Annotated in this window: 17 protein-coding genes; 12 read left to right on the plus strand and 5 right to left on the minus strand. The window is 71.9% G+C overall.

Going from position 1 to position 17,616, the window contains the following annotated elements; all coding sequences use genetic code 11:
- The first annotated feature begins 30 nt into the window (after positions 1-30).
- From SNR22_RS09230 to SNR22_RS09280, 11 genes are all read left to right on the plus strand, one after another.
- A complete protein-coding gene (locus tag SNR22_RS09230) occupies positions 31-765 on the plus strand; it encodes an SDR family oxidoreductase (RefSeq protein ID WP_320066087.1) in 735 nt (244 codons plus the stop codon).
- Complete coding sequence (locus SNR22_RS09235) at positions 762-2,357, plus strand: FAD-dependent monooxygenase (protein ID WP_320066088.1); 1,596 nt, start codon at positions 762-764, stop codon at positions 2,355-2,357. The genes SNR22_RS09230 and SNR22_RS09235 overlap by 4 nt, the downstream gene beginning before the upstream one ends.
- 40 nt (positions 2,358-2,397) lie before the next feature.
- Positions 2,398-2,769, plus strand: a complete 372-nt coding sequence (locus tag SNR22_RS09240) for a cupin (RefSeq protein WP_320066089.1) — start codon at positions 2,398-2,400, stop codon at positions 2,767-2,769.
- Positions 2,766-3,302: a cupin domain-containing protein gene (locus SNR22_RS09245; protein WP_320066090.1), complete on the plus strand. Its 537-nt coding sequence runs from the start codon at positions 2,766-2,768 to the stop codon at positions 3,300-3,302. The genes SNR22_RS09240 and SNR22_RS09245 overlap by 4 nt, the downstream gene beginning before the upstream one ends.
- A 22-nt stretch (positions 3,303-3,324) precedes the next feature.
- Positions 3,325-3,744 (plus strand): RidA family protein, encoded by a 420-nt coding sequence (locus SNR22_RS09250; RefSeq protein WP_320066091.1) that lies wholly within the window; start codon positions 3,325-3,327, stop codon positions 3,742-3,744.
- Positions 3,741-4,622, plus strand: a complete 882-nt coding sequence (locus tag SNR22_RS09255; RefSeq protein WP_320066092.1) for a fumarylacetoacetate hydrolase family protein — start codon at positions 3,741-3,743, stop codon at positions 4,620-4,622. The genes SNR22_RS09250 and SNR22_RS09255 overlap by 4 nt, the downstream gene beginning before the upstream one ends.
- Before the next feature lie 209 nt (positions 4,623-4,831).
- On the plus strand, positions 4,832-5,602 hold the full coding sequence (locus tag SNR22_RS09260; RefSeq protein WP_320066093.1) for a GntR family transcriptional regulator: 771 nt from the start codon (positions 4,832-4,834) through the stop codon (positions 5,600-5,602).
- 183 nt (positions 5,603-5,785) lie between these two features.
- Complete coding sequence (locus tag SNR22_RS09265) at positions 5,786-6,742, plus strand: amidohydrolase family protein (protein WP_320066094.1); 957 nt, start codon at positions 5,786-5,788, stop codon at positions 6,740-6,742.
- 181 nt (positions 6,743-6,923) lie between these two features.
- Positions 6,924-7,694 carry an ABC transporter ATP-binding protein gene (locus tag SNR22_RS09270; protein WP_320066095.1) on the plus strand — a complete coding sequence of 257 codons (771 nt, stop codon included), beginning with the start codon at positions 6,924-6,926 and terminating at the stop codon, positions 7,692-7,694.
- 136 nt (positions 7,695-7,830) lie between these two features.
- Positions 7,831-8,664, plus strand: coding sequence for an alpha/beta hydrolase (locus tag SNR22_RS09275; protein ID WP_320066096.1), 834 nt, complete (start codon positions 7,831-7,833; stop codon positions 8,662-8,664).
- Complete coding sequence (locus SNR22_RS09280) at positions 8,657-9,217, plus strand: TetR-like C-terminal domain-containing protein (RefSeq protein WP_320066097.1); 561 nt, start codon at positions 8,657-8,659, stop codon at positions 9,215-9,217. The genes SNR22_RS09275 and SNR22_RS09280 overlap by 8 nt, the downstream gene beginning before the upstream one ends.
- A gap of 107 nt (positions 9,218-9,324) precedes the next feature.
- On the opposite strand, the gene SNR22_RS09285 is transcribed toward SNR22_RS09280, so the two are convergent.
- On the minus strand, positions 9,325-12,447 hold the full coding sequence (locus tag SNR22_RS09285; protein WP_320066098.1) for an Ig-like domain-containing protein: 3,123 nt from the start codon (positions 12,445-12,447) through the stop codon (positions 9,325-9,327).
- A gap of 717 nt (positions 12,448-13,164) precedes the next feature.
- Here SNR22_RS09285 and SNR22_RS09290 point away from each other — a divergent pair.
- Positions 13,165-13,338 (plus strand): hypothetical protein, encoded by a 174-nt coding sequence (locus tag SNR22_RS09290; RefSeq protein WP_320066099.1) that lies wholly within the window; start codon positions 13,165-13,167, stop codon positions 13,336-13,338.
- Positions 13,339-13,383: 45 nt separating this feature from the next.
- Here SNR22_RS09290 and SNR22_RS09295 read toward each other — a convergent pair whose 3' ends face one another.
- From SNR22_RS09295 to SNR22_RS09310, 4 genes are read right to left on the minus strand one after another with little or no spacing between them, the layout of a single operon-like run.
- The gene (locus SNR22_RS09295) at positions 13,384-13,704 is read right to left on the minus strand and encodes a CU044_2847 family protein (protein WP_320066100.1); all 321 of its coding nucleotides are present in this window, start codon (positions 13,702-13,704) and stop codon (positions 13,384-13,386) included.
- Between the two features lie 24 nt (positions 13,705-13,728).
- The gene (locus SNR22_RS09300; protein WP_320066101.1) at positions 13,729-15,075 is read right to left on the minus strand and encodes an extracellular solute-binding protein; all 1,347 of its coding nucleotides are present in this window, start codon (positions 15,073-15,075) and stop codon (positions 13,729-13,731) included.
- On the minus strand, positions 15,072-16,181 hold the full coding sequence (locus SNR22_RS09305; protein WP_320066102.1) for a hypothetical protein: 1,110 nt from the start codon (positions 16,179-16,181) through the stop codon (positions 15,072-15,074). The genes SNR22_RS09300 and SNR22_RS09305 overlap by 4 nt, the downstream gene beginning before the upstream one ends.
- Entirely contained in the window at positions 16,178-17,611 is a 1,434-nt protein-coding gene (locus SNR22_RS09310) for a VWA domain-containing protein (protein ID WP_320066103.1), read from the minus strand. The genes SNR22_RS09305 and SNR22_RS09310 overlap by 4 nt, the downstream gene beginning before the upstream one ends.
- Positions 17,612-17,616: the final 5 nt, after the last annotated feature.

Genomic DNA, 17,616 nt, shown 5'->3' on the forward strand with positions numbered 1-17,616 from the left:
CGGCGCACACGAAGGAGGAGGAGGGAAGAGATGCAGGCCAGTTTCGACGCCACCGGTGAGGTGCTCGTGGTCACCGGGGGTGCCAGCGGCATCGGCGCCGCCCTCGCCCACGCGTACGCCGACGCGGGCGGCACCGCCGTGGTCCTCGACGTGGCAGCGGGCCGGCCGCACCCCGGCGGGCGGGTGCACGAGCACCGGGTGGACGTGTCCGACCGGGACGCGGTACACGCCGCCGTGGCCCGGGTGCTCGCCGAACACGGCCGGATCGACGCCCTGGTGGCCGGCGCGGCGGTACAACCCCGCTGCGACGTGGTCGACATGGACCCCGAGCAGTGGCGGCGCACGCTGGCGGTGAACCTCGACGGGGTGGTGTGGTGCGCGCAGGCGGTCCTGCCGGACATGATCGCCCGCCGCTCGGGGTCGATCCTGGTTTTCGCCTCGGGCCTGGCCACCGCCGGCCGGGCGCAGGCGTCGGCCTACGCGGCGAGCAAGGGGGCGCTGGTCGCCTTCGCCAAGTCGCTGGCCGCCGAGGTCGCCGAGCACCGCATCCGGGTGAACACCGTCTTCCCCGGTGTGGTGGACACCCCGCAGTTCCAGCAGGCCAATCCGACCGGCGGCGAACGGGAGCACTGGGAGCGGGCCACCGGCATCGGCACGCCGGCCGACGTGGTCGGGCCGCTGATGTTCCTGCTCTCGCCCGCCGCGACCATGACCGGATCCACCCTGACCCGGGACCGGGCGTACCCGAGGAGCGAGGCGAAATGAGCAGCACGAGCGAGCAGTTGCCGGTGGGCGTCGTCGGCGCCGGGCCGGTCGGCCTGATCACCGCGTTGGGCCTGGCCCGCTACGGGGTGCCCGTGGTGGTGTTCGAGGAGGACGAGCGGCTGTCGCTGGACACCAAGGCCGGCACCGTCCTCACCCGCACCCTGGAGGTGTTGCACCGCTACGGCGCCCTGGACGACGTGCTGGCCGGGGCGCTGCGCATCGACGAGATCGGCGAGCTGGACCGGGCCACCAACACCCAGACGCTCAGTGTCCGCACCGGCGACCTGACCGAGGACACCCGCTTTCCGTTCATCATCAACATCCCGCAGCACGAACTGGAGCCGATCCTGCGGCAGCGGCTCGAGGCCATCGCCCCGGACGCGCTGCACATGGGACACCGGCTGCTCGACTTCACCCAGCACCCGGACCGGGTGGACCTACGGCTGCGTACCGCCGAGGGGGAGCGGACCGTGCCCGTGCGGTATCTGCTGGCCTGCGACGGCGGCCGGTCCGTTGTCCGGGAGCAGATCGGCGCGGTGGTCGAGGGCGAGACGTACCAGGAGCGGTACATGCTGGTCGACCTGAAGGTCGACCTGGACGTGGAGAACCCCCGCGACTACCCGTACCTGGCCTACTTCGGTGACCCGAAGGAGTGGATGATCCTGGTCCGCCAGCCGCACTGCTGGCGCTTCCTCTACCCGCTGCCGGCCGGGCAGGACGAGCCGAGCCGGGACGAGTTGGTCGACAAGGCCCGTCGGTTCATTGGGGACACCGAGACCCTGGAGATCGTCGGCACCAACATCTACCACGTCCACCAGCGGGTGGCCGACCGCTGGCAGGACGGACGGGTCTTCCTGCTCGGCGACGCCGCGCACCTGATCACGCCGATGTGGGCGCTGGGCCTGAACACCGGGGTCCTGGACGCCTCCAACCTGCCCTGGCGGATGGCCTGGGTGCTGCGCGGCTGGGCCGAGGAGAGCCTGCTCGACGGCTACCAGGTCGAGCAGGAGCCGGTCGCCACCAAGGGCTCTGCGTCGATGGCCGCCGCGGCCCGGGCCTACATGGCCCGGCGGGCGGACGACCCGGGGGTGATGACCGCCGGCAACTGGGGCAACGCGTTCACCCGCGCCATGCTCGGAGTACGCCTCGACGTGGACGGCACGGGCGACTGGTCGATGGTCGCCGCCGGTGACGAGCCGCTGCCGGTGCTGGCCGGGGCGCGCAGCCCCGACCTGCCGCTGTTCGGCCAGTCCGGCACGGTGCACCTGCACGACCTGGCCGCCGACGCGTTCGTGGCGCTCTACTTCACCGACCCGCGCCGGGCACCGGCGCTGCCGCCGCAGGCCTCGCCCGCGCTGCGACACTACGTGGTGAGCCGGTGGGACGCGCCGCACGACTCCGGGCTGCGGGACCGGGCGCTGTTCGACCCGGGGAACCGGGTACGACGCCGGTTCGGCGTCGCCGACGACACCCTGGTGCTGGTCCGCCCGGACGGGCACGTCGCGGCGATCGTCCCGTTCGACCGGGTCTCCGATGTCGACACGGCAGCCCAGCTCTACACCCGGGTCACCGGTTGCCCGCCGCCGGCGTGACCCGACCCGACCACACCCACATTTCGCGAAAGGAATGACAATGAGCAACCATGGTCACGCCACCGCCCCGGACGGGAGCCAGGTCGAGCTCGGCGCCGTCGGACAGCGGGTGGTCTTCGAGAACGACCAGGTCCGGGTCTGGGAGATCAGCCTGGAGCCGGGGGAGCAGCAGCCCTGGCACCACCACCTCAACCCGTACCTGGTGATCGCACTGGCGGCTGCCGACAACCGGATCGACGCGCTGGCCGGCGGCGACCCGCGCCTGGTGCACGAGGCCGTCGGCGGGGTGGTCTACCGCGAGCCGGGCGAGGTCCACATGCTCACCAACCACGGCACCACCCGCTACCACAGCCGGCTCGTCGAGCTGAAGTGCCTGGGGGAGAACCTCGTGGCCGGGCAGGGTGACCGATGAGCGACCTGCCGCCGCTCGTGCCGGCCCCGCCGGTGCCGGCCGGCGTCGACGCGCAGGAGTGGGCCAACAACCTCTCCGAGCCGTCGAACTACGGCGGGGAGGCGGCCGACCGGTCGCGCGAGGAGCTGGTCCCCGCCCCGGGCGGGGTGGTGCTGGCCCGGTTCCGCGAGATCCTGCTCCAGACCGACGAGCTGGACTGGGCGGACAAGACCCTGGCCGGCCTCTCGCACAAGGCGCTGTGGCGCGACGAGTCGACCGAGGCGTCCATCTCGCTGATCCGGTTCCGCAAGGGAGCCGGCATCCCGCTGCGTCACTCGCACGCGTCCAACCAGTTCATGTTCTGTCTCGCGGGCCGGTACACCTACCTGTCCACCGGGCTGACCCTCACCCCGGGCGCCTTCTACTGGAACCCGAAGGGCAGCCTGCACGGGCCCACGCTCGCCGAAGAGGAGAGCGTCCTGCTGGAGATCTACGACGGGCCGCACTACCCGACCCAGCCGCAGTGGTACACCGACCCGGCGGACGCCCACTAGCCCCACCCTCGCAGAAGAGAAGATGACCATGCCCAAGCAGCAGATCGTTTCCCCCGAGCTGGCCGTGCCGAACGGCCACTTCGCCCAGGCCACCCAGGTCAGGGCCCGGGGCCGGATGGTGTTCGTGTCCGGCATGACCGCCCGCAACAGCTCCGGCGGGGTCACCGGCGTCGGCGACGTCACCGCCCAGACCCACCAGGTCTGCCAGAACCTGCGCGCCGCGATGACGGCCGCCGGCGGGACCCTGGAGGACATTGCCCGGGTGGACGTCTACGTCCGCAACATGGAGGACTTCCAGGCCATCCACGAGGTACGCCGGCAGTACTTCACCGGAGAGCCGCCGGCCTCGACGATGGTGGAGGTCTCCAAGTTCGTGAACAAGGACTACCTCATCGAGATCAACGCGATCGCCGTGATCGACGACGAGCGGGACGCCCGATGAAGCTCGCCAGCGTGCTCACCGAGGGCGGCCGGCGGATCGGGGTGGTGGACGGCGACGCGGTGGCCGTGCTCCCCGCCGAGCTGGGCGGCCTCGACGAGGTGATTCGGGGTGGCGCGGAGGCGTTGGACGCGGTCCGCGCCGCGGCGCGGCAGGCCGCGACGGTGCCGCTGGCCGAAGTCCGGCTCGACGCGCCGCTGCGCCGGTTCAACCGCGACATCCTCTGCACCGGCTGGAACTACTGGGCCCACTTCGAGGAGTCGCACGGCAAGCGGGAGGGGCAGGACCCCGCGGCGCCCCCCGAGCACCCGACCTTCTTCACCAAGGGCCCGGACACCGTCATCGGCCCGTACGACGACATCGCCTACGACCCCCGGATCTCCGCGAAGTGGGACTACGAGGCGGAGGTGGCGCTGGTCATCGGGGCGGACTGCCGCTCGGTGAGCGAGGCGGACGCGATGTCGTACGTGGCGGCGTTCTGCGTCGCCAACGACGTGTCGCAGCGCGACCTGCAGCGCGCGCACGGCGGTCAGTGGCTCAAGGGCAAGAGCATCGACGCCACCATGCCGCTCGGGCCGTGGCTGACCACCGTCGACGAGGTGCCGGACCCGGCGGACCTGCGCATCCGGTGCGAGGTGAACGGCGTGCTGCTCCAGGACGCGTCGACCGCGCAGATGGCGTTCCCATTCGCCCGGATCATCGCCGAACTGAGTTGGGGGATGACCCTGCGGGCCGGCGACGTGGTCCTCACCGGAACGCCGAGCGGCATCGGGAACGCCCGCGATCCGCAGGTGTTCCTCCACGACGGAGACCTGGTGGTGACCCGGGTGGAAGGGCTGGGCGAGTTGCGCAACCGCGTACGGCTCACGAAGCTGCACTGATCCCCGGTCAGGGCGTGCCGGCGGCGCGCGGTGGCGTGGCGCGCACCGGCCCGCGCCGTCGCGCGGCGACGAAATTGGTACCCTCTCCGGGGCGCGCCGGTGCGTTCGTGGGATCACCCGAGACACCCTCGAACGAGGATCATCTCCAGCCCGGCCCCGATGACGGGACGCGGACGGCATCCACCAGCGGCTCGATCCGGAGGCACACCGTGGCGACAACGCATCGGAGAACCGTCCTGAGTGACGCCGACGACGAGGGCCGGGTCGGTGCCGGTGCAGCCGACGGGCAGCATCGCACCCTCGCCGACTCGGCGACCGCGATCCTGCACGAGGCGATCCTCACCGGTCGGCTGCCCGCCGGCACTCCGCTGCGGCTCAACGAGATGGCCGACCTGCTCGGCATGAGCATGAGCCCGGTCCGGGAGTCGATCCGGCGGTTGGCCGCGATCGGCCTGGTCGAGGTGATCCAGCACAAGGGCGCCTGGGTCATGCCGCTGACCGTCGAGGACGCGATCGACACCCACGAGGCCCGCATCGCCATGGAGACGGCGCTTATCGAGCGGGCGGCGACCCGGTTCACCGCCGGGGACGCCCGGCGGGCCGGGGCGGCACTCGACGAGCACATCGCCGCGTCCGCGCGTGGTGACGCCACGGCCGCCCGCCGGGCGCACACCCAGTTCCACTTCACCATCTACCGGGCGGCCGGGTCGCGGTGGCTGCTGCGCGGCCTGGAGCCGGTCTGGGAGAACAGCGAGCGGTACCGGTTCGCCACGGTCACCCCGACCGGGCAGAACGAGGAGCGGGTCCGGGAGCACCGGGCCATCCTCGACGCCTGCGCGGCGGGCGACGTGGCGGCGGCGGTCGCCGCGGTGCGGGTCCACATCCAGCACGCGGCCGACCGTGTGATCGGCAAGATGAACTCCGACGCCGCAGCGGTGCCCGCGGCCCGGGAACCGGGGCGGGCGCGTACCGGCGGATGACCGCCGGTGGCACCGTGCCGCCGTACCAGCGCCGCCGGCCCTGACGCCGTCCGCCACCCGGCGGGACGGCTCTCCCGTACGCCGCAGCCCGCCGCGCGGGTGGGCGGCCACGCCATTGACCATCCCGTACCGTCGGCGCGTCGCGTCGTGACCGCCGGTCGGGTCGACCGTGAGGAAGCCCCAGTGCCCCGCATCGACATGCACGCCCACCTCGCCCCCGATCTGCGCCCGGCCAACCTCCCCGGGGTCGCGGTCGATGGCGACGGCGCGGCCCTTCTCGACGGCGCACGGGTCGGCCCGACCGACCTGTACCACCCGGACCGGCTCGAGAACCACCTGGACCGGGGCGGGCTGGACGAGGCGATCGTCAGTGTGCCGCCGCCCTTCTACCGCCGGAGTCTGTCCGGGGCGGAGGCGGCGGCATGGGTCCGCGCGGTCAACGACGGCCTGCTCGCCGTGGTCGCCGACCGGCCCCGGCTCACCCCGCTGGCGTACCTGCCGTTCGAACATCCCGAGGTGGCGCTCGCCGAGTACGACCGGATCGCCGGCGACGACCGCTTCGCCGGGGTGGTCGGCGCCGCCGGTGGGGACGCCGCAGCGCTGGACGGCCCAGCGCTGCGCCCGCTGTGGCAGCGTCTCGACGCGGACCGACGCACCCTGCAACTGCACCCCGGGCATTCGCCGGACCCCCGGTTGGCGCCCTACTACCTGGCCAACCTGCTGGGCAACCCGGTGGAGACGGCGGTGGCGGTGGCCCAACTCGTCTTCGGCGGGGTGCTCGGCGGCTACCCGGGAATCCGGTTCGTGCTGGTGCACTGCGGCGGTTGCGTGCCGGCGATGGTCGGCCGCTGGGAGCGCGGGCACACCAGCGCCCGGCCCGGCGTACCGGTGCTGTTGTCCACCCCGGCCGAGGCGGTACGCGCGCTCTACGTCGACAGCCTGGCCCACGATCCGGCGGTGGTCGACCTGGCGGTGTCGGTCTTCGGCGCGGACCGGCTGGTGCTGGGCAGCGACTGGCCGTTTCCGATGGGCACCGACGACCCGGCCGCTGCGGTGTCCCACCGGGGCGCGGACCACGCCCGGCAGGTGGCCACCGACAACGCGGCGCGGGCCCTGGGACGGACGCCGACCGGTCGGTGAGCGGCGGGACGCCGGGTGGCCTTCTCAGGGACGTCGGCCTTCGGGCCGATCCAGGCCGGTGGCACGCTGATGCTCGTGGTGGGGGTACTGGTGATCATGCTGGCCGCGCCGAAGGGCGTGATCGGTTACGCCGATAGGTTGAGACAGGGCGCGCTGGCGCTGTCACGAAGGAGGCGTACCGGTGGAGGAGACGAAGCTGCTGGTCGGCCGGGGTCTGGCCAAGCGGTACGACGGGGTGACCGCCCTGGCGGACGTCTCGTTCGAGCTGCGGGCCGGAGAGATTCTCGGGCTGGTCGGGCCCAATGGCGCCGGCAAGACAACGCTGGTGGACCTGATCTCCGGGGCGCAGGCGGCGACCTCCGGTGAGCTGCTGCTGCGCGGGCAGCAGCTCACCGGACCGGCCTCCCGTCGGGCCCGGGCCGGGCTCAGCCGCACGTTCCAGCACCCGCAGCTGGCGCCGCGCCTGAGCGTCCGGGACAATCTGCTGCTTGGTCGGCAGGCATCACGGCAGCAGACGCCGTGGCGGATGGTCGCCGGCGCTTTTGCCGGCGCGGTGCGGCCGCAGCGGGTGGCAGATCGTGAGTTCGTCCGCCAGTTGGCGCACAAACTGGGCATCGAGGATCTCGACCGTCAGGCGGTCGACCTGACCCTGGGCGAGCAACGACTCGTCGAGGTCGGTCGGGCACTGGGTCAGAATCCGGTGGTGCTACTGCTCGACGAGCCCTTCGCCGGCTCGGACGCGCAGGGTGTGGCCGGTATCGCCGAGGTGATCCGGACCGTGAAGCGGCGGGGTCACGCGGTGATCCTGGTCGACCACAACGTGGAGCTGGTCGCCCGGCTGGTCGACCGGGTGCTGTTGCTCGACCGGGGCCGGGTCGTCTTCGACGGTGGTCCCCAGGAGTGCCTGGCGAGCCCGCAGATGCGGCAGGTCTACTTCGGCTCGACCGGCTGAAACGCGGCCTAGCTGGATGGCTTGGACGGTGCGGCGTTGCGGAACCGCTCGTGCGCCGACGGCCGAGGCAGCTTGACAGGTATGGCTAATGCCATTAGCTTAAAGCTAATCGAATTAGCCAATCCTGGGGGCTGTCATGTCCGAGTTCCTCACCGTCCACGGCGGCACGATCGCGTACGAGGTCACCGGCGCCGGTCCGCTGGTCGTCCTGGCACACGGCATAGGCGACAGCCGCGCGTCCTACCGATTCGTCGTGCCCCTGCTGGTCGCGGCCGGCTATCGCGTGGCCGCCGTCGACCTGCGGGGCTGCGGCGAGTCCAGCGCCGAGTGGCTGTCCTACACCCACACCGACATCGCGGGTGACCTCCTCGCGCTGGTGCGGCACGTCGGCGGCCCGGCCGTGCTGGTGGGGCATTCGTTCTCGGGCGGCGCGGTCACCATCGCCGCGGCTCAGGCGCCGGAGTTGATCGAGGGCGTCATCGAACTCGGGCCGTTCACCCGCAAGCAGTCGATCCGCCTGGGCGACCTGCGGGTGAAGCGCTATCGCACCGGCATGATCCGGCTGTTGATGACCGCCACTCTGGGCAGCGTGAAGTGGTGGCACCGGTATCTCGACGTCGCGTTCCCGGGCCGCAGACCGGACGACTGGGCCGAGCAACTGCGGCGGATGGCGGCCGTGCTCGGCGAGCCCGGCCGGATGAAGGCGATGCAGCGCATGGGCCGGTCCGCGCCGGCCGACGCAGGCGCGCAGCTCGGCAACGTCCGTTGCCCCGCGCTGATCGTCGAGGGCTCGCTCGACCCCGACTGGGCCGACCCGCGCGCCGAGGGCGAGGCGATCGTGGCGGCGATGCCGGCCGGGATCGGCAAGGTCGAGGTGATCGAGGGCGCGGGCCACTACCTGCACACCCAGTTCCCCGACGAGACCGTGGCGCTGCTGCTGCCGTTCCTCACGGCATACGCCCGTGCCTAGGGCCGGACTCGACCCGGCAGCCGTGGTCGTCGCGGCCGCCGGGCTCGCCGACGAGGTCCGGCTCGCCAACGTGACGATGGGCCTGCTGGCCGAGCGGCTCGGGGTGCGCACGCCGTCGCTCTACAAGCACGTCAGCAGCCAGGCCGACCTCAACCGGCGGATCGCCGTGCTGGCTCTCACGGAACTGGGCGACGCGCTGCGGGACGCGCTCCAGGGGCGTTCCGGGCGGGACGCGCTCGCGGCCGCAGCGCGCACGATCCGGGCCTACGTGATCGCGCATCCGGGGCGGTACTCCGCCACGATCCGCCTCAACGCCGACTCGCCGGATGATCCGGTCGTGGCGGCGGGAGCGCGGGTGCTCGACTCCCTGTCGGCGGTGCTGGCGGGATACCAGCTCGATCCGGCCGACACCGTGCACGCGCTGCGACTGCTGCGGAGCCTGTTGCACGGCTTTGTGGTGCTCGAGGCTGCCGGTGGCTTCGAGATGGACACTGACGTCGACGAGAGCTTCGAGTGGCTGATCGGCTTCGTCGATCGCGGCCTGACCTCTTAACGGCCCCGGCCGCCCGGCTTCCCGCCGTGACGGCTCTTCCGGCCCGCTGACCGCGGACCGATCCGCGGGGGACAACTCCCCACCCGGATCGGTCCACGGCCGATCGCTCAGCTGACGGTCACGGAGACCGTCGTTGGCGGCTGCTGCACCTGCCCGTAGATGTCGGTTCCCCTGATCGAGACGGTGTAGGTGCCCGCCGGGATCACCGGTGACGTGTACGCGAAGTTCGACCCCGGGGATCCCGGGCTGGTGAGGAAGGTCGAGATCCAGGGGGAGTTGCCTGGGACGTTCGGCGTGCTGAACACGCCGGAGGCGTTCATCCCCTGGCCCGCGCTGTTGACGATTTGGGCGTCCACCCGCAGCATTCCGACGTCGTCCACGGCGCGTCCGGTGACCACGATTCGCGAGTCGGTGTAGACCTCCCCGTTCTGTGGGACGAGGCTCGGCTCCAGCCGTGGATCGAGGTCGCCCGGGTACACCAGGTACCGGGCGGTGGCGCCGGAGGTCGAACCGTCCCACTGACCGGCCGTGTCCACGGCCCACGCCTCGACGCTGTACTCGCCCTTGGTGGGCAGGTCGATCGAGAGGGTGAAGGTGGTGCTCGTCGCGCCGGGCGAGGCGAGCGTGGCGGTCACCGTGGCGAAGCTCGCCGCCATGGTGCCGTTGGGCTGCACGTACCGGCCGGTGTCCAGGTCACGCAGCGCGACCCGCACGGCCTGCACGCCCACATCGTCGGTCGCGGTGCCGGCCAGGTCGAGGTGGAGTCCGGTGATGTTCTGGTCGACACCGGTGAAGTTCAACCGACCGTTCGGGAAGGCGTCCCCGGGCACCTGGGCGGTGACGGTGAGCCGGCCCAGGTTCGCCGTCGTCGTGGTCAGGCCCAGGTTGTCGGTGGCCCGGACCCGGAAGTCGTACACGCCGGCAGTGAGCGGCACCGAGGTATAGGACCAGTTGTACGACGCGGCGTTCAGGTTCGTCGGTGAGACCCGGTGGTACGCCGCGACCGAGTCGGCGCCCCACGTGCCGTCGGCGGCCAACGCCTCGCGGGTGGAGTTGTTGCGCAGGTAGACCTCGACGGACTTGAGGGTGCCGTCGTCGCCGGCGGTTCCCGAGAAGGTGATCGCGCCGCCCGGCGTGACGGTGATCGGTGCGGCGGCGACGGGTGGCGTCATGGGCACGGGGGTGCTCACGGTCACCGTCGGCGCGACACCCGTGGCCGAGACGATCCAGTCCCGGGTGTCGCCGCGCAGGTCGCTCTGGCCGGTGGTGTCGATGGCGGTGGCGGTCAGCCGCCATTCGCCCTCGACGGGGAGGGCCACCTCGAACTGCCAGGTGGTCGACACCGCGCCGATGACGTCCGGCTCGCCGCGGAAGGTGTTGTAGACCGGGGCGAGCGTCCCGTCGTCCTGGAGGTAGCGGTTGTCCGGGGTGCGCAGCGAGTACGTCATGGCGCTGACGCCCTTGTCGTCAGTGGCGGTGCCGGTGGCGACGAAGGTGCGGGTGGCGAGCAGGCCGGCGGCCGGGGAGCTGATCTTCGTGGTCGGAGGGAGGTCGTCGAAGCTGAACGTCTCGATCTTCTTGATGGCCTTCGTGGCGTCGCTCGTGCCGTTGACGCCGAAGGTCTTGGCCTGGAGCTGGTACTCGCCCACGGGGAACGAGACCGGCAGGGACCACGAGGTCGAGGAGGCGTTCGGGGCCGCGAGGGTCGTCAGGATGGTGTTGGCGGCACCCCACGTCACGAGGTCGTCCTGCAGCCACTTCTTGGAGCCGCGGTTCTGGATCTCGAGCTGCACCTTGGAGACGCCGGAGGGCGCGGTGGCCTGACCGTCGATCACGAACGACGCGTTGGCGGTCTCGACCCTCCCCTCGATGGGCGTGACGATCGTCGTGTCGACCGGAGATGCCGCCGGCTCCTGGCTGAGGTCGAAGAACCCGACCCGACCCACCGGCAGGCCGTTCTTGGTGTTGCCGTCGCCGCCGACGAAGAGGCCCCGCGAGGTGGCCAGCATCGCCTTCTCCCCCTCGTACGAGCTGGAACCGGGGTTCCACTCGAGCGCCGTGCCCGTCGTCGGGTCGAGCGCGCCGAGGTGGTCACGGCGGACCACCTGGTCGCCGAGGCCGTAACCGCTCAGCCCCTGGCCCGTGCCGTAGCCGACGTTGTCCAGGCCGGGCCACGGGACGTTCGACGTCGGTGACTCCTGCCAACTGAAGTGGCCGCCGACGTACACGGCCGCCTCGGTGATGGCGACCGAGTAGATGCTGTCGAAGTGGCGGGACACCCAGATCGGCTCGACGTTGTCGTTGCCGGCCACCGGGAACGCCATCGCGGTGTCGTTGATCGGCGGGCGGTCGCCGCCCGAGCCGCTGGTGACGACGAAGTAGGAGTCGTTCGGTGCGATGTCACCGGCGAAGACCCGCTGGATGCCGCCGACGAAGGAGAGGTTGTCCTCCCACAGGCGGGTGCGCCACGGCAGGAGGGCCTTGGTGGCGGTGTCGACCAGACCGACGCCGTAACGGTCCTGACCGGCGATCTGCCGCGCGGTGTGGACGACCAGCAGCCTGCTGGCGTTGTGCGTCAGCTTGAGCTGCTGCACGGTGAGCATGCCGCCGACGCCGATGCCGCCGGACAGGGGCAGGTCGAACCCGCCGTCAACCGCCCCGGTGGTCGGGTTGAGCGCGACCAGCCCGTTGCGGGTCACGTTGTTGACCTTCGTGAACTGGCCGCCCACGTACACCGCGGTGTCGCTCACGGCCAGCGCGGTCGCGCGTCCGTTTCCCTGGGCGGTGAACGCCGCGACCGGCGCACCGGTCGCTGGGTCGAGCCGCACGATCTTACGCTTGGTGAGACCACCGACCGTGTTGAACGACCCCGCCACGTAGAGCGCCGAGCCGTCCGGTGAGGCCTCCACGGCCTCGACGGATCCGTCGAACGTCGGCCGGAAGGCGGTGTCGACCAGGCCCGTGTCGATGTTGTACGCGGCCAGCGCCGGCTGCGCCAGCGGCGTCGCGCCGACGTTGGCGATCGAGGTGAAGGAGCCGGCGATGAAGACCCGGTTTCCGATCAGCTCGATGTCCGTGATCTCACCGTCGGTGATCCTCGGTACGTCGTTGCGCGGCGTGCTCGGAACCAGCCGGGTGTGCCCCGGCGCCGGTTGGGTCGCGAGTGCGCCCAGATGAACGGCAGTGCGCGTGATGTTGTTGACGGGATTGCCCGCCGCCGGTTGACCCACCAACACGACAGTCCCGACAACCAGACCCGCAATGACGCGGCTCCGAACGTGCATCGAAAGAACCCCCTGTAGACGCCCGAACCGCGCTACCGGGTCGATTCCCGGTAGCGTCCATCCTCCGGCGTGCCGGAAGTCACCGTAGGAGGCGACCGTCCCTTGTGTACGCCCGGCCGGCCGGAATCCGCCCGATCGACATCAATTTCGGCCCCACCGGTGGGCCAGATCACCTTCGCATCCAGCTCCGCTCCACCAACCGGATCGGCGTCAGCGGACCGAGTAGCCTGCGCGGATGTGCGGGTCACCGTTCTCGCCGGATCGGCCGAGCCGCTTTCCACCGCGTGACCGGATCGGACGCGGTGCCATGTTCCGGGTGTCCGATTTCCGTCACCTCGCGGTTGAGTTGCACGGCGACACGGTGGCGGGCGGCGATCTCGCAGCACGCGGGCCTGACCGAGGACGAGGGCCCTGACCGGCCTCGCCACCCGATCAGGCGTACGGTGGTGATGTCGCCCGAGCCCCGGTGGCCTGCCAGCCACCGGCCCCTGACGGAGAGTGAGCGCTCGCCAGCTCCGTCGGCGACCACGACGGCACTTCGACCACGCGGCCCGTCGGCCGGCGCAGGAGTTCCCCGGACCGCCCGAGGCGGGCCACACCGCTACCCCTTCCGAACCGGGAGGGAGCCAGGGCCGTCTCCACGGCGTCACGAAGGAGTAGACCATGAAGATCGCAAGAGATCGGGTCGTCGAGGCCCTCCGCGGGCGGGATCAGCATGCCAGGGCCGACTGGGTCGAGCTCTCGCTGCCGGAGTGGATGGAATCTGAGAAGCACGTCGGGCTGCTCGCGACACTACGGCTCGATCCGGCCGAACTCGTCGACGCGCCGTCCCCGTAAGGGAGGTTCCGCCCGGTTGTCGGGGTCGACGTGCGGAATCGTCGATCAGGCACCGGGTGACCGGTGCCACCGCACGGTCACCTGGAGCTGCCCCTGCACGCCGGTGCGGGCGATCAGCGCGCCCGCCTCGGCAGTGAGCTGCACCCCGAAAGTGATCTCCACCTCGTCCGGCCGGTCGGCCATTGACCGGAACTCGGTCAACGCGGCGGACGCGGCGTCGCGCGCCTGGCCGATCGCCCGGTTGAAGCTCATTCCGGCCTTGCGGAGCACGTCATCGGCGGAGGCCGGAGCAATACCCGGCGTGTCGTCCACGGCCACCCGCACGCTGCCGCCGCCGTCGAGGGCGAACTCGACCACCTCGCTCATCGATCAGGTCCTTTCCTCGGCCGACTACCGCCGCGCGTGCAGACAGCTCAGCGTCAGCCACTTGTCCTTCGGTGTTCGGGTTCGCACGGTATCGAGCTCGGTCAAGAGCTTGTCGAGCAGCCCGGGATCGTCCAGGTACTGCATGGCGGCTGACTGGAACGCCGTGGTCATCGTCGCCGGCATCATGTCGGAGGCATCACGGCAGAGCGTGCCACCGGTGAGGGTCTGCGCGATCCGGCGCGGAAGGCCCTCCGGGTACCGCGTCGGGTAGGCGTTGGCGTTGAGGGTGAAGGCCAGGTGGCCGCTTGCCTCCCGCCACACCTGGCGGGCCGGCTCGCCGGCCAGGTAGCGGATCAGCTCCCGGGCCTCGGGCGTGTCCCGGAACATCCCCATCACGTCCTCGGAGATCTCCCGCGCCGGCCTGGCTGCCGTGGGCTCGAACGGTGGGAACGGGAAGAAGTCGAGGCCGGCGGGCGGCTTCTGCGCCTGCTTGTAGGACCGGACGAGGAACGACGCCTGATGGTCGAGGAAGCACGTCGGGGGCGAGGTGAACATGCCCAGCCCGGCCACGTCGAAGTTGGTCAGCAGGGTGTTGCCGGTGTGCCGGCCGGACCCCACCAGCTCGCCCCACGCTTGCCAGGCCGCCCGCACCTGCGCCGACCGCCACGGCAGCGCCCCCGCCGCCCAGCTCTGGTAGACGGCGTAACCGGACCGGTGCAGCAGGATGTCCTCGATCCAGTCGGTGCCGGGCCAGCCGGACAGCGGCGGCGCGGCCATCCCGAGGCACCACGGCACGCCCCCGCGGCCCTGGATGTCGCGGGTGAGCCCGATCAGCTCCGCCCAGGTCGTCGGCGGGTTGGCCGGGGACGGGGCGGCGGGGGAGCCCGACGCGTACCAGACCAGGCTCTTGGCGTGGACGGCGATGGAGAGGCCGTAGACCCGCTCGCCCGGGTCCTGCGGGCCCCGCAGGCGCAGCAACTGCGGCGCGATGTCGGCCAGTGCCGGGGCGAGGACGTCGTCGAGCGTGTGTAGTTCGTCGCTCTGCACGTACGTCTGCAGGTCGTTGAGGCGGGGCAGCACCGCGACGTCGGGCGGTCGGCCCCGGTCGACTCCGGCCCGGAGGACCTGACTGACGTCCCGGGTGCCCTTGTAGTCGTACGTGATCCCGGTCTCCTTCGTGAAGGCGTCCAGGACCGAGAGGAAGGGCCCGGCCTCGCTGTCGCGGCGCAGACGCTCGGCCTCCTCACCGGTGGCGCCGTCGTCGCCCGTGGTCCAGGACGCGACGATGCTCACGCTGCGGATCGGCGCGCAGGCGGCGAGGCCGGCGGCGGCCAGCATGACCGGTACCAGGATGAATGCCAAACGTCTCATCGCCGTCGATACCTGTATTCCCCTAGGCGGTGCAGGAGGCCGAGGACCACCATCGCCAGTGCGAACAGGGCCGTGGCGAGGAGGACGACCACCCCGCCCCGGCTGTCGGCGGCCCGCTCGGCGGATCTGGTGGCGTCCCCACCGTGCCTGGAGGCGGCCTGCTCCGCGTCGGCCGCGGTGAGACCGCTCGCGGACGGGGCCGGCATCGGCCGCACGGCCCGTACCAGTGCGATCGTGTCCGGGCAGCCCGGCGTCCCGCAGACGTCCCGCAGCAGGGTGGCCAGGCTGTCGGCGTTCCGGGCGGCCAGCGCCGCGAGCTGCGCATCACGGTCCCGGGTGGCCTGCTGGGTCTGGGACCGGGCGTCGGCGAGCTGGTGCGTCGACCACGGGCTCAGCGCCGCGGTGGCCCCCATCAGCACCGTCGCGAGCGTCGCCAGCAGCAGCGGGACGTTGAGCCTGCGCCGGAACCGTCGCCGCAGGAAGCCCTGCGCGATTCCGAGCAGCGCGAGCAGGACGAGCACCGGCACCAGCCAGAGCAGCGTCATCCTCCCCTTGGTCCACGTGCCGTCGACCTGGCCGCCCAGGGCGTCGAGCTGCGTGGTCCGGAGCTGGTCGAGGCGGCGCAGGATCTCCTCGAGCAACGTCGACGCGTCCCACAGCTTGGAGGTGCCCAACGCGCTGCGGCCGTCCGCGAAGTGCGCGTGGGCCCGCTCGACCAGCCCGGTGTAGGTGACCACCGACGCCTCGACCACCTGGATGTCCCGGCTGCCGTCTTCCCCCGCGGCGTTGTCCTCGGCAGCCTGGGCGAGGTGCTGGCCAGCGCGGGCGATCTGGTTCTGGTAGTCCTCCCCGGCATCGGCGAGCAGGCGGGTGCCGCCGGAGAAGCTGGTCAGGGCCGCACCGTGCGCCTCGCGGAGGGCGACCTTGGCGTCGTCCACGGCCAGAACCGCCGGTACGGATCGATTGTGGGCGGCTTCGGTGGTCCGGTGCACCCCGAGGAAGACCGCGAGGCAGCCGGCGAGCGCGACCACGGTGCCGACGAGGAGCGCGGCGAGGAGCCCCAGCAGCGTTCGCCGGGTGGCGCTGGTCGGCCCGTCTGCGCTCACGCCGGCACCGGCCCGGCCTCGTCGCCGGTCGGGAGCCGCTCACCGCAGCGCTCACAGAAGCGGGCCACCGGCGGCGACCGGTGGCCGCAGCGGCAGAGCCGGGGGCCGGAATCGGCGCGCGCGGGCGGCGACGGCACCGACTCCGGCCCACCGTCGTGCATCGTGACCGACGACTGGACGGCCACATTGATCACGTCGAGCCGGGTCAGGTTGTCGCGCAGCCGTATGGTGCCGGTGCCGATGCCGTCGACGAGCAGGCCGAGCTGTTCCAGGTGGAAGGCGTCCCCGGCTGCGGTGGCCAGCTCGACCGCGCGGCCGAACAGCCCGAGCGCGGCCTCCCGGTCGCCCCGGTCGTACTCGTCGCACCCGTCGGCGATGAGCTGGCCGAGCTCCTCCTGCCCGGTGTAGTGGGCGACCCGGGGATCGATCCGGCTCGACAGCATCAGGTCGTCGGTCCAGTGCGCCTGGATGTTCACCGGCCGCGCGGCCGGGACGTCGTCCACCCGCAGGTCGACCCGGCCGACCCGCAGGTCCTCGCCCTTCGGCCGGTCCGTCCCGTCGACCTCCAGGCAGAGGTGGTACTCCCGGCTCTCCTCGCCCCAGGAACCGGTCGCGCACTCCGCGGTCCGGGCATCGAGCGGGATGATAGGCAGGTCCATCACCGTGGGGTGCGCCTGCCGGCAGTACAGCACCCGGGCCGGCGGCACGAGGTCGATCCGCAGGTGGACCCGGGCCACCTGTTTGGCCATCGCAGCCCGCATGGTCTCCCGGAAGTCGGCCTCCAGCTCGGCGGGCCGGCGTACCGCGTCGGCGGTGCCGTGCAACGCCTCGGCCACGCGCATCAGCTCGCGGGGCTCCCAGGCGTCGCCGACGCCCCGGGCGTCGCAGACGAACTGCCCCGCGCAGCCCGCCAGCACCTCCGCCAGACGCTGCGGCGTCTCGTGTTCGTTACGGCCGTCGGTGAGCAGCAGGGCATGCCGGATCGCCGTCGGGTGCGTTGCCAGCAGTTCCCGAGCCAACTCCAACCAGGTGCCGATCGCCGTGCCGCCAGCCGCGACGAGCTGGCCCACCGCCTGCCGCGCCTCGGCCCGGGTGGTGGGAGAGGAGACGGCAAGGCCACCTTGGCGGGGGTAGATCGTCCGCGCCTCGTGGGTCCCCTCGACCACGGCGAAGTGGATCCCGTCCGTAAGCGTGCCGACCGCCGCGGCGGTCGCCCGTCGGGCTGCGGTGATCTTGGTGCGTGGGTAGGCCATCGACTCGGAGCAGTCGATGACGATCACCTCGGCGTGGCCCGCCCCGGCCGCCCGCCCGCCGGCGTCGGCCGCACCGGCCCGGGCGGCGACGGTGAGGATCGCGTGCAGGTGGCGGTCCTTCGTGGAGAGGAACCGGTCGTGGTCGACCCTCAGGTCGAAGTCGAGTCTGCTGGGCACCGTGT

It is taken from the genome of Micromonospora sp. RTGN7, from assembly GCF_033804645.1.
Lineage (GTDB): Bacteria > Actinomycetota > Actinomycetes > Mycobacteriales > Micromonosporaceae > Micromonospora.

What these genes read in the sequence shown, in the direction of transcription:
- SNR22_RS09300 (WP_320066101.1), bottom strand. Translation starts at nt 15,075, where the DNA reads ATGAGACGTTTGGCATTCATCCTGGTACCGGTCATGCTGGCCGCCGCC.
- SNR22_RS09295 (WP_320066100.1), bottom strand. Translation starts at nt 13,704, where the DNA reads ATGAGCGAGGTGGTCGAGTTCGCCCTCGACGGCGGCGGCAGCGTGCGG.
- SNR22_RS09230 (WP_320066087.1), top strand. Translation starts at nt 31, where the DNA reads ATGCAGGCCAGTTTCGACGCCACCGGTGAGGTGCTCGTGGTCACCGGG.
- SNR22_RS09275 (WP_320066096.1), top strand. Translation starts at nt 7,831, where the DNA reads ATGTCCGAGTTCCTCACCGTCCACGGCGGCACGATCGCGTACGAGGTC.
- SNR22_RS09290 (WP_320066099.1), top strand. Translation starts at nt 13,165, where the DNA reads ATGAAGATCGCAAGAGATCGGGTCGTCGAGGCCCTCCGCGGGCGGGAT.
- SNR22_RS09250 (WP_320066091.1), top strand. Translation starts at nt 3,325, where the DNA reads ATGACCATGCCCAAGCAGCAGATCGTTTCCCCCGAGCTGGCCGTGCCG.
- SNR22_RS09240 (WP_320066089.1), top strand. Translation starts at nt 2,398, where the DNA reads ATGAGCAACCATGGTCACGCCACCGCCCCGGACGGGAGCCAGGTCGAG.
- SNR22_RS09245 (WP_320066090.1), top strand. Translation starts at nt 2,766, where the DNA reads ATGAGCGACCTGCCGCCGCTCGTGCCGGCCCCGCCGGTGCCGGCCGGC.
- SNR22_RS09255 (WP_320066092.1), top strand. Translation starts at nt 3,741, where the DNA reads ATGAAGCTCGCCAGCGTGCTCACCGAGGGCGGCCGGCGGATCGGGGTG.
- SNR22_RS09235 (WP_320066088.1), top strand. Translation starts at nt 762, where the DNA reads ATGAGCAGCACGAGCGAGCAGTTGCCGGTGGGCGTCGTCGGCGCCGGG.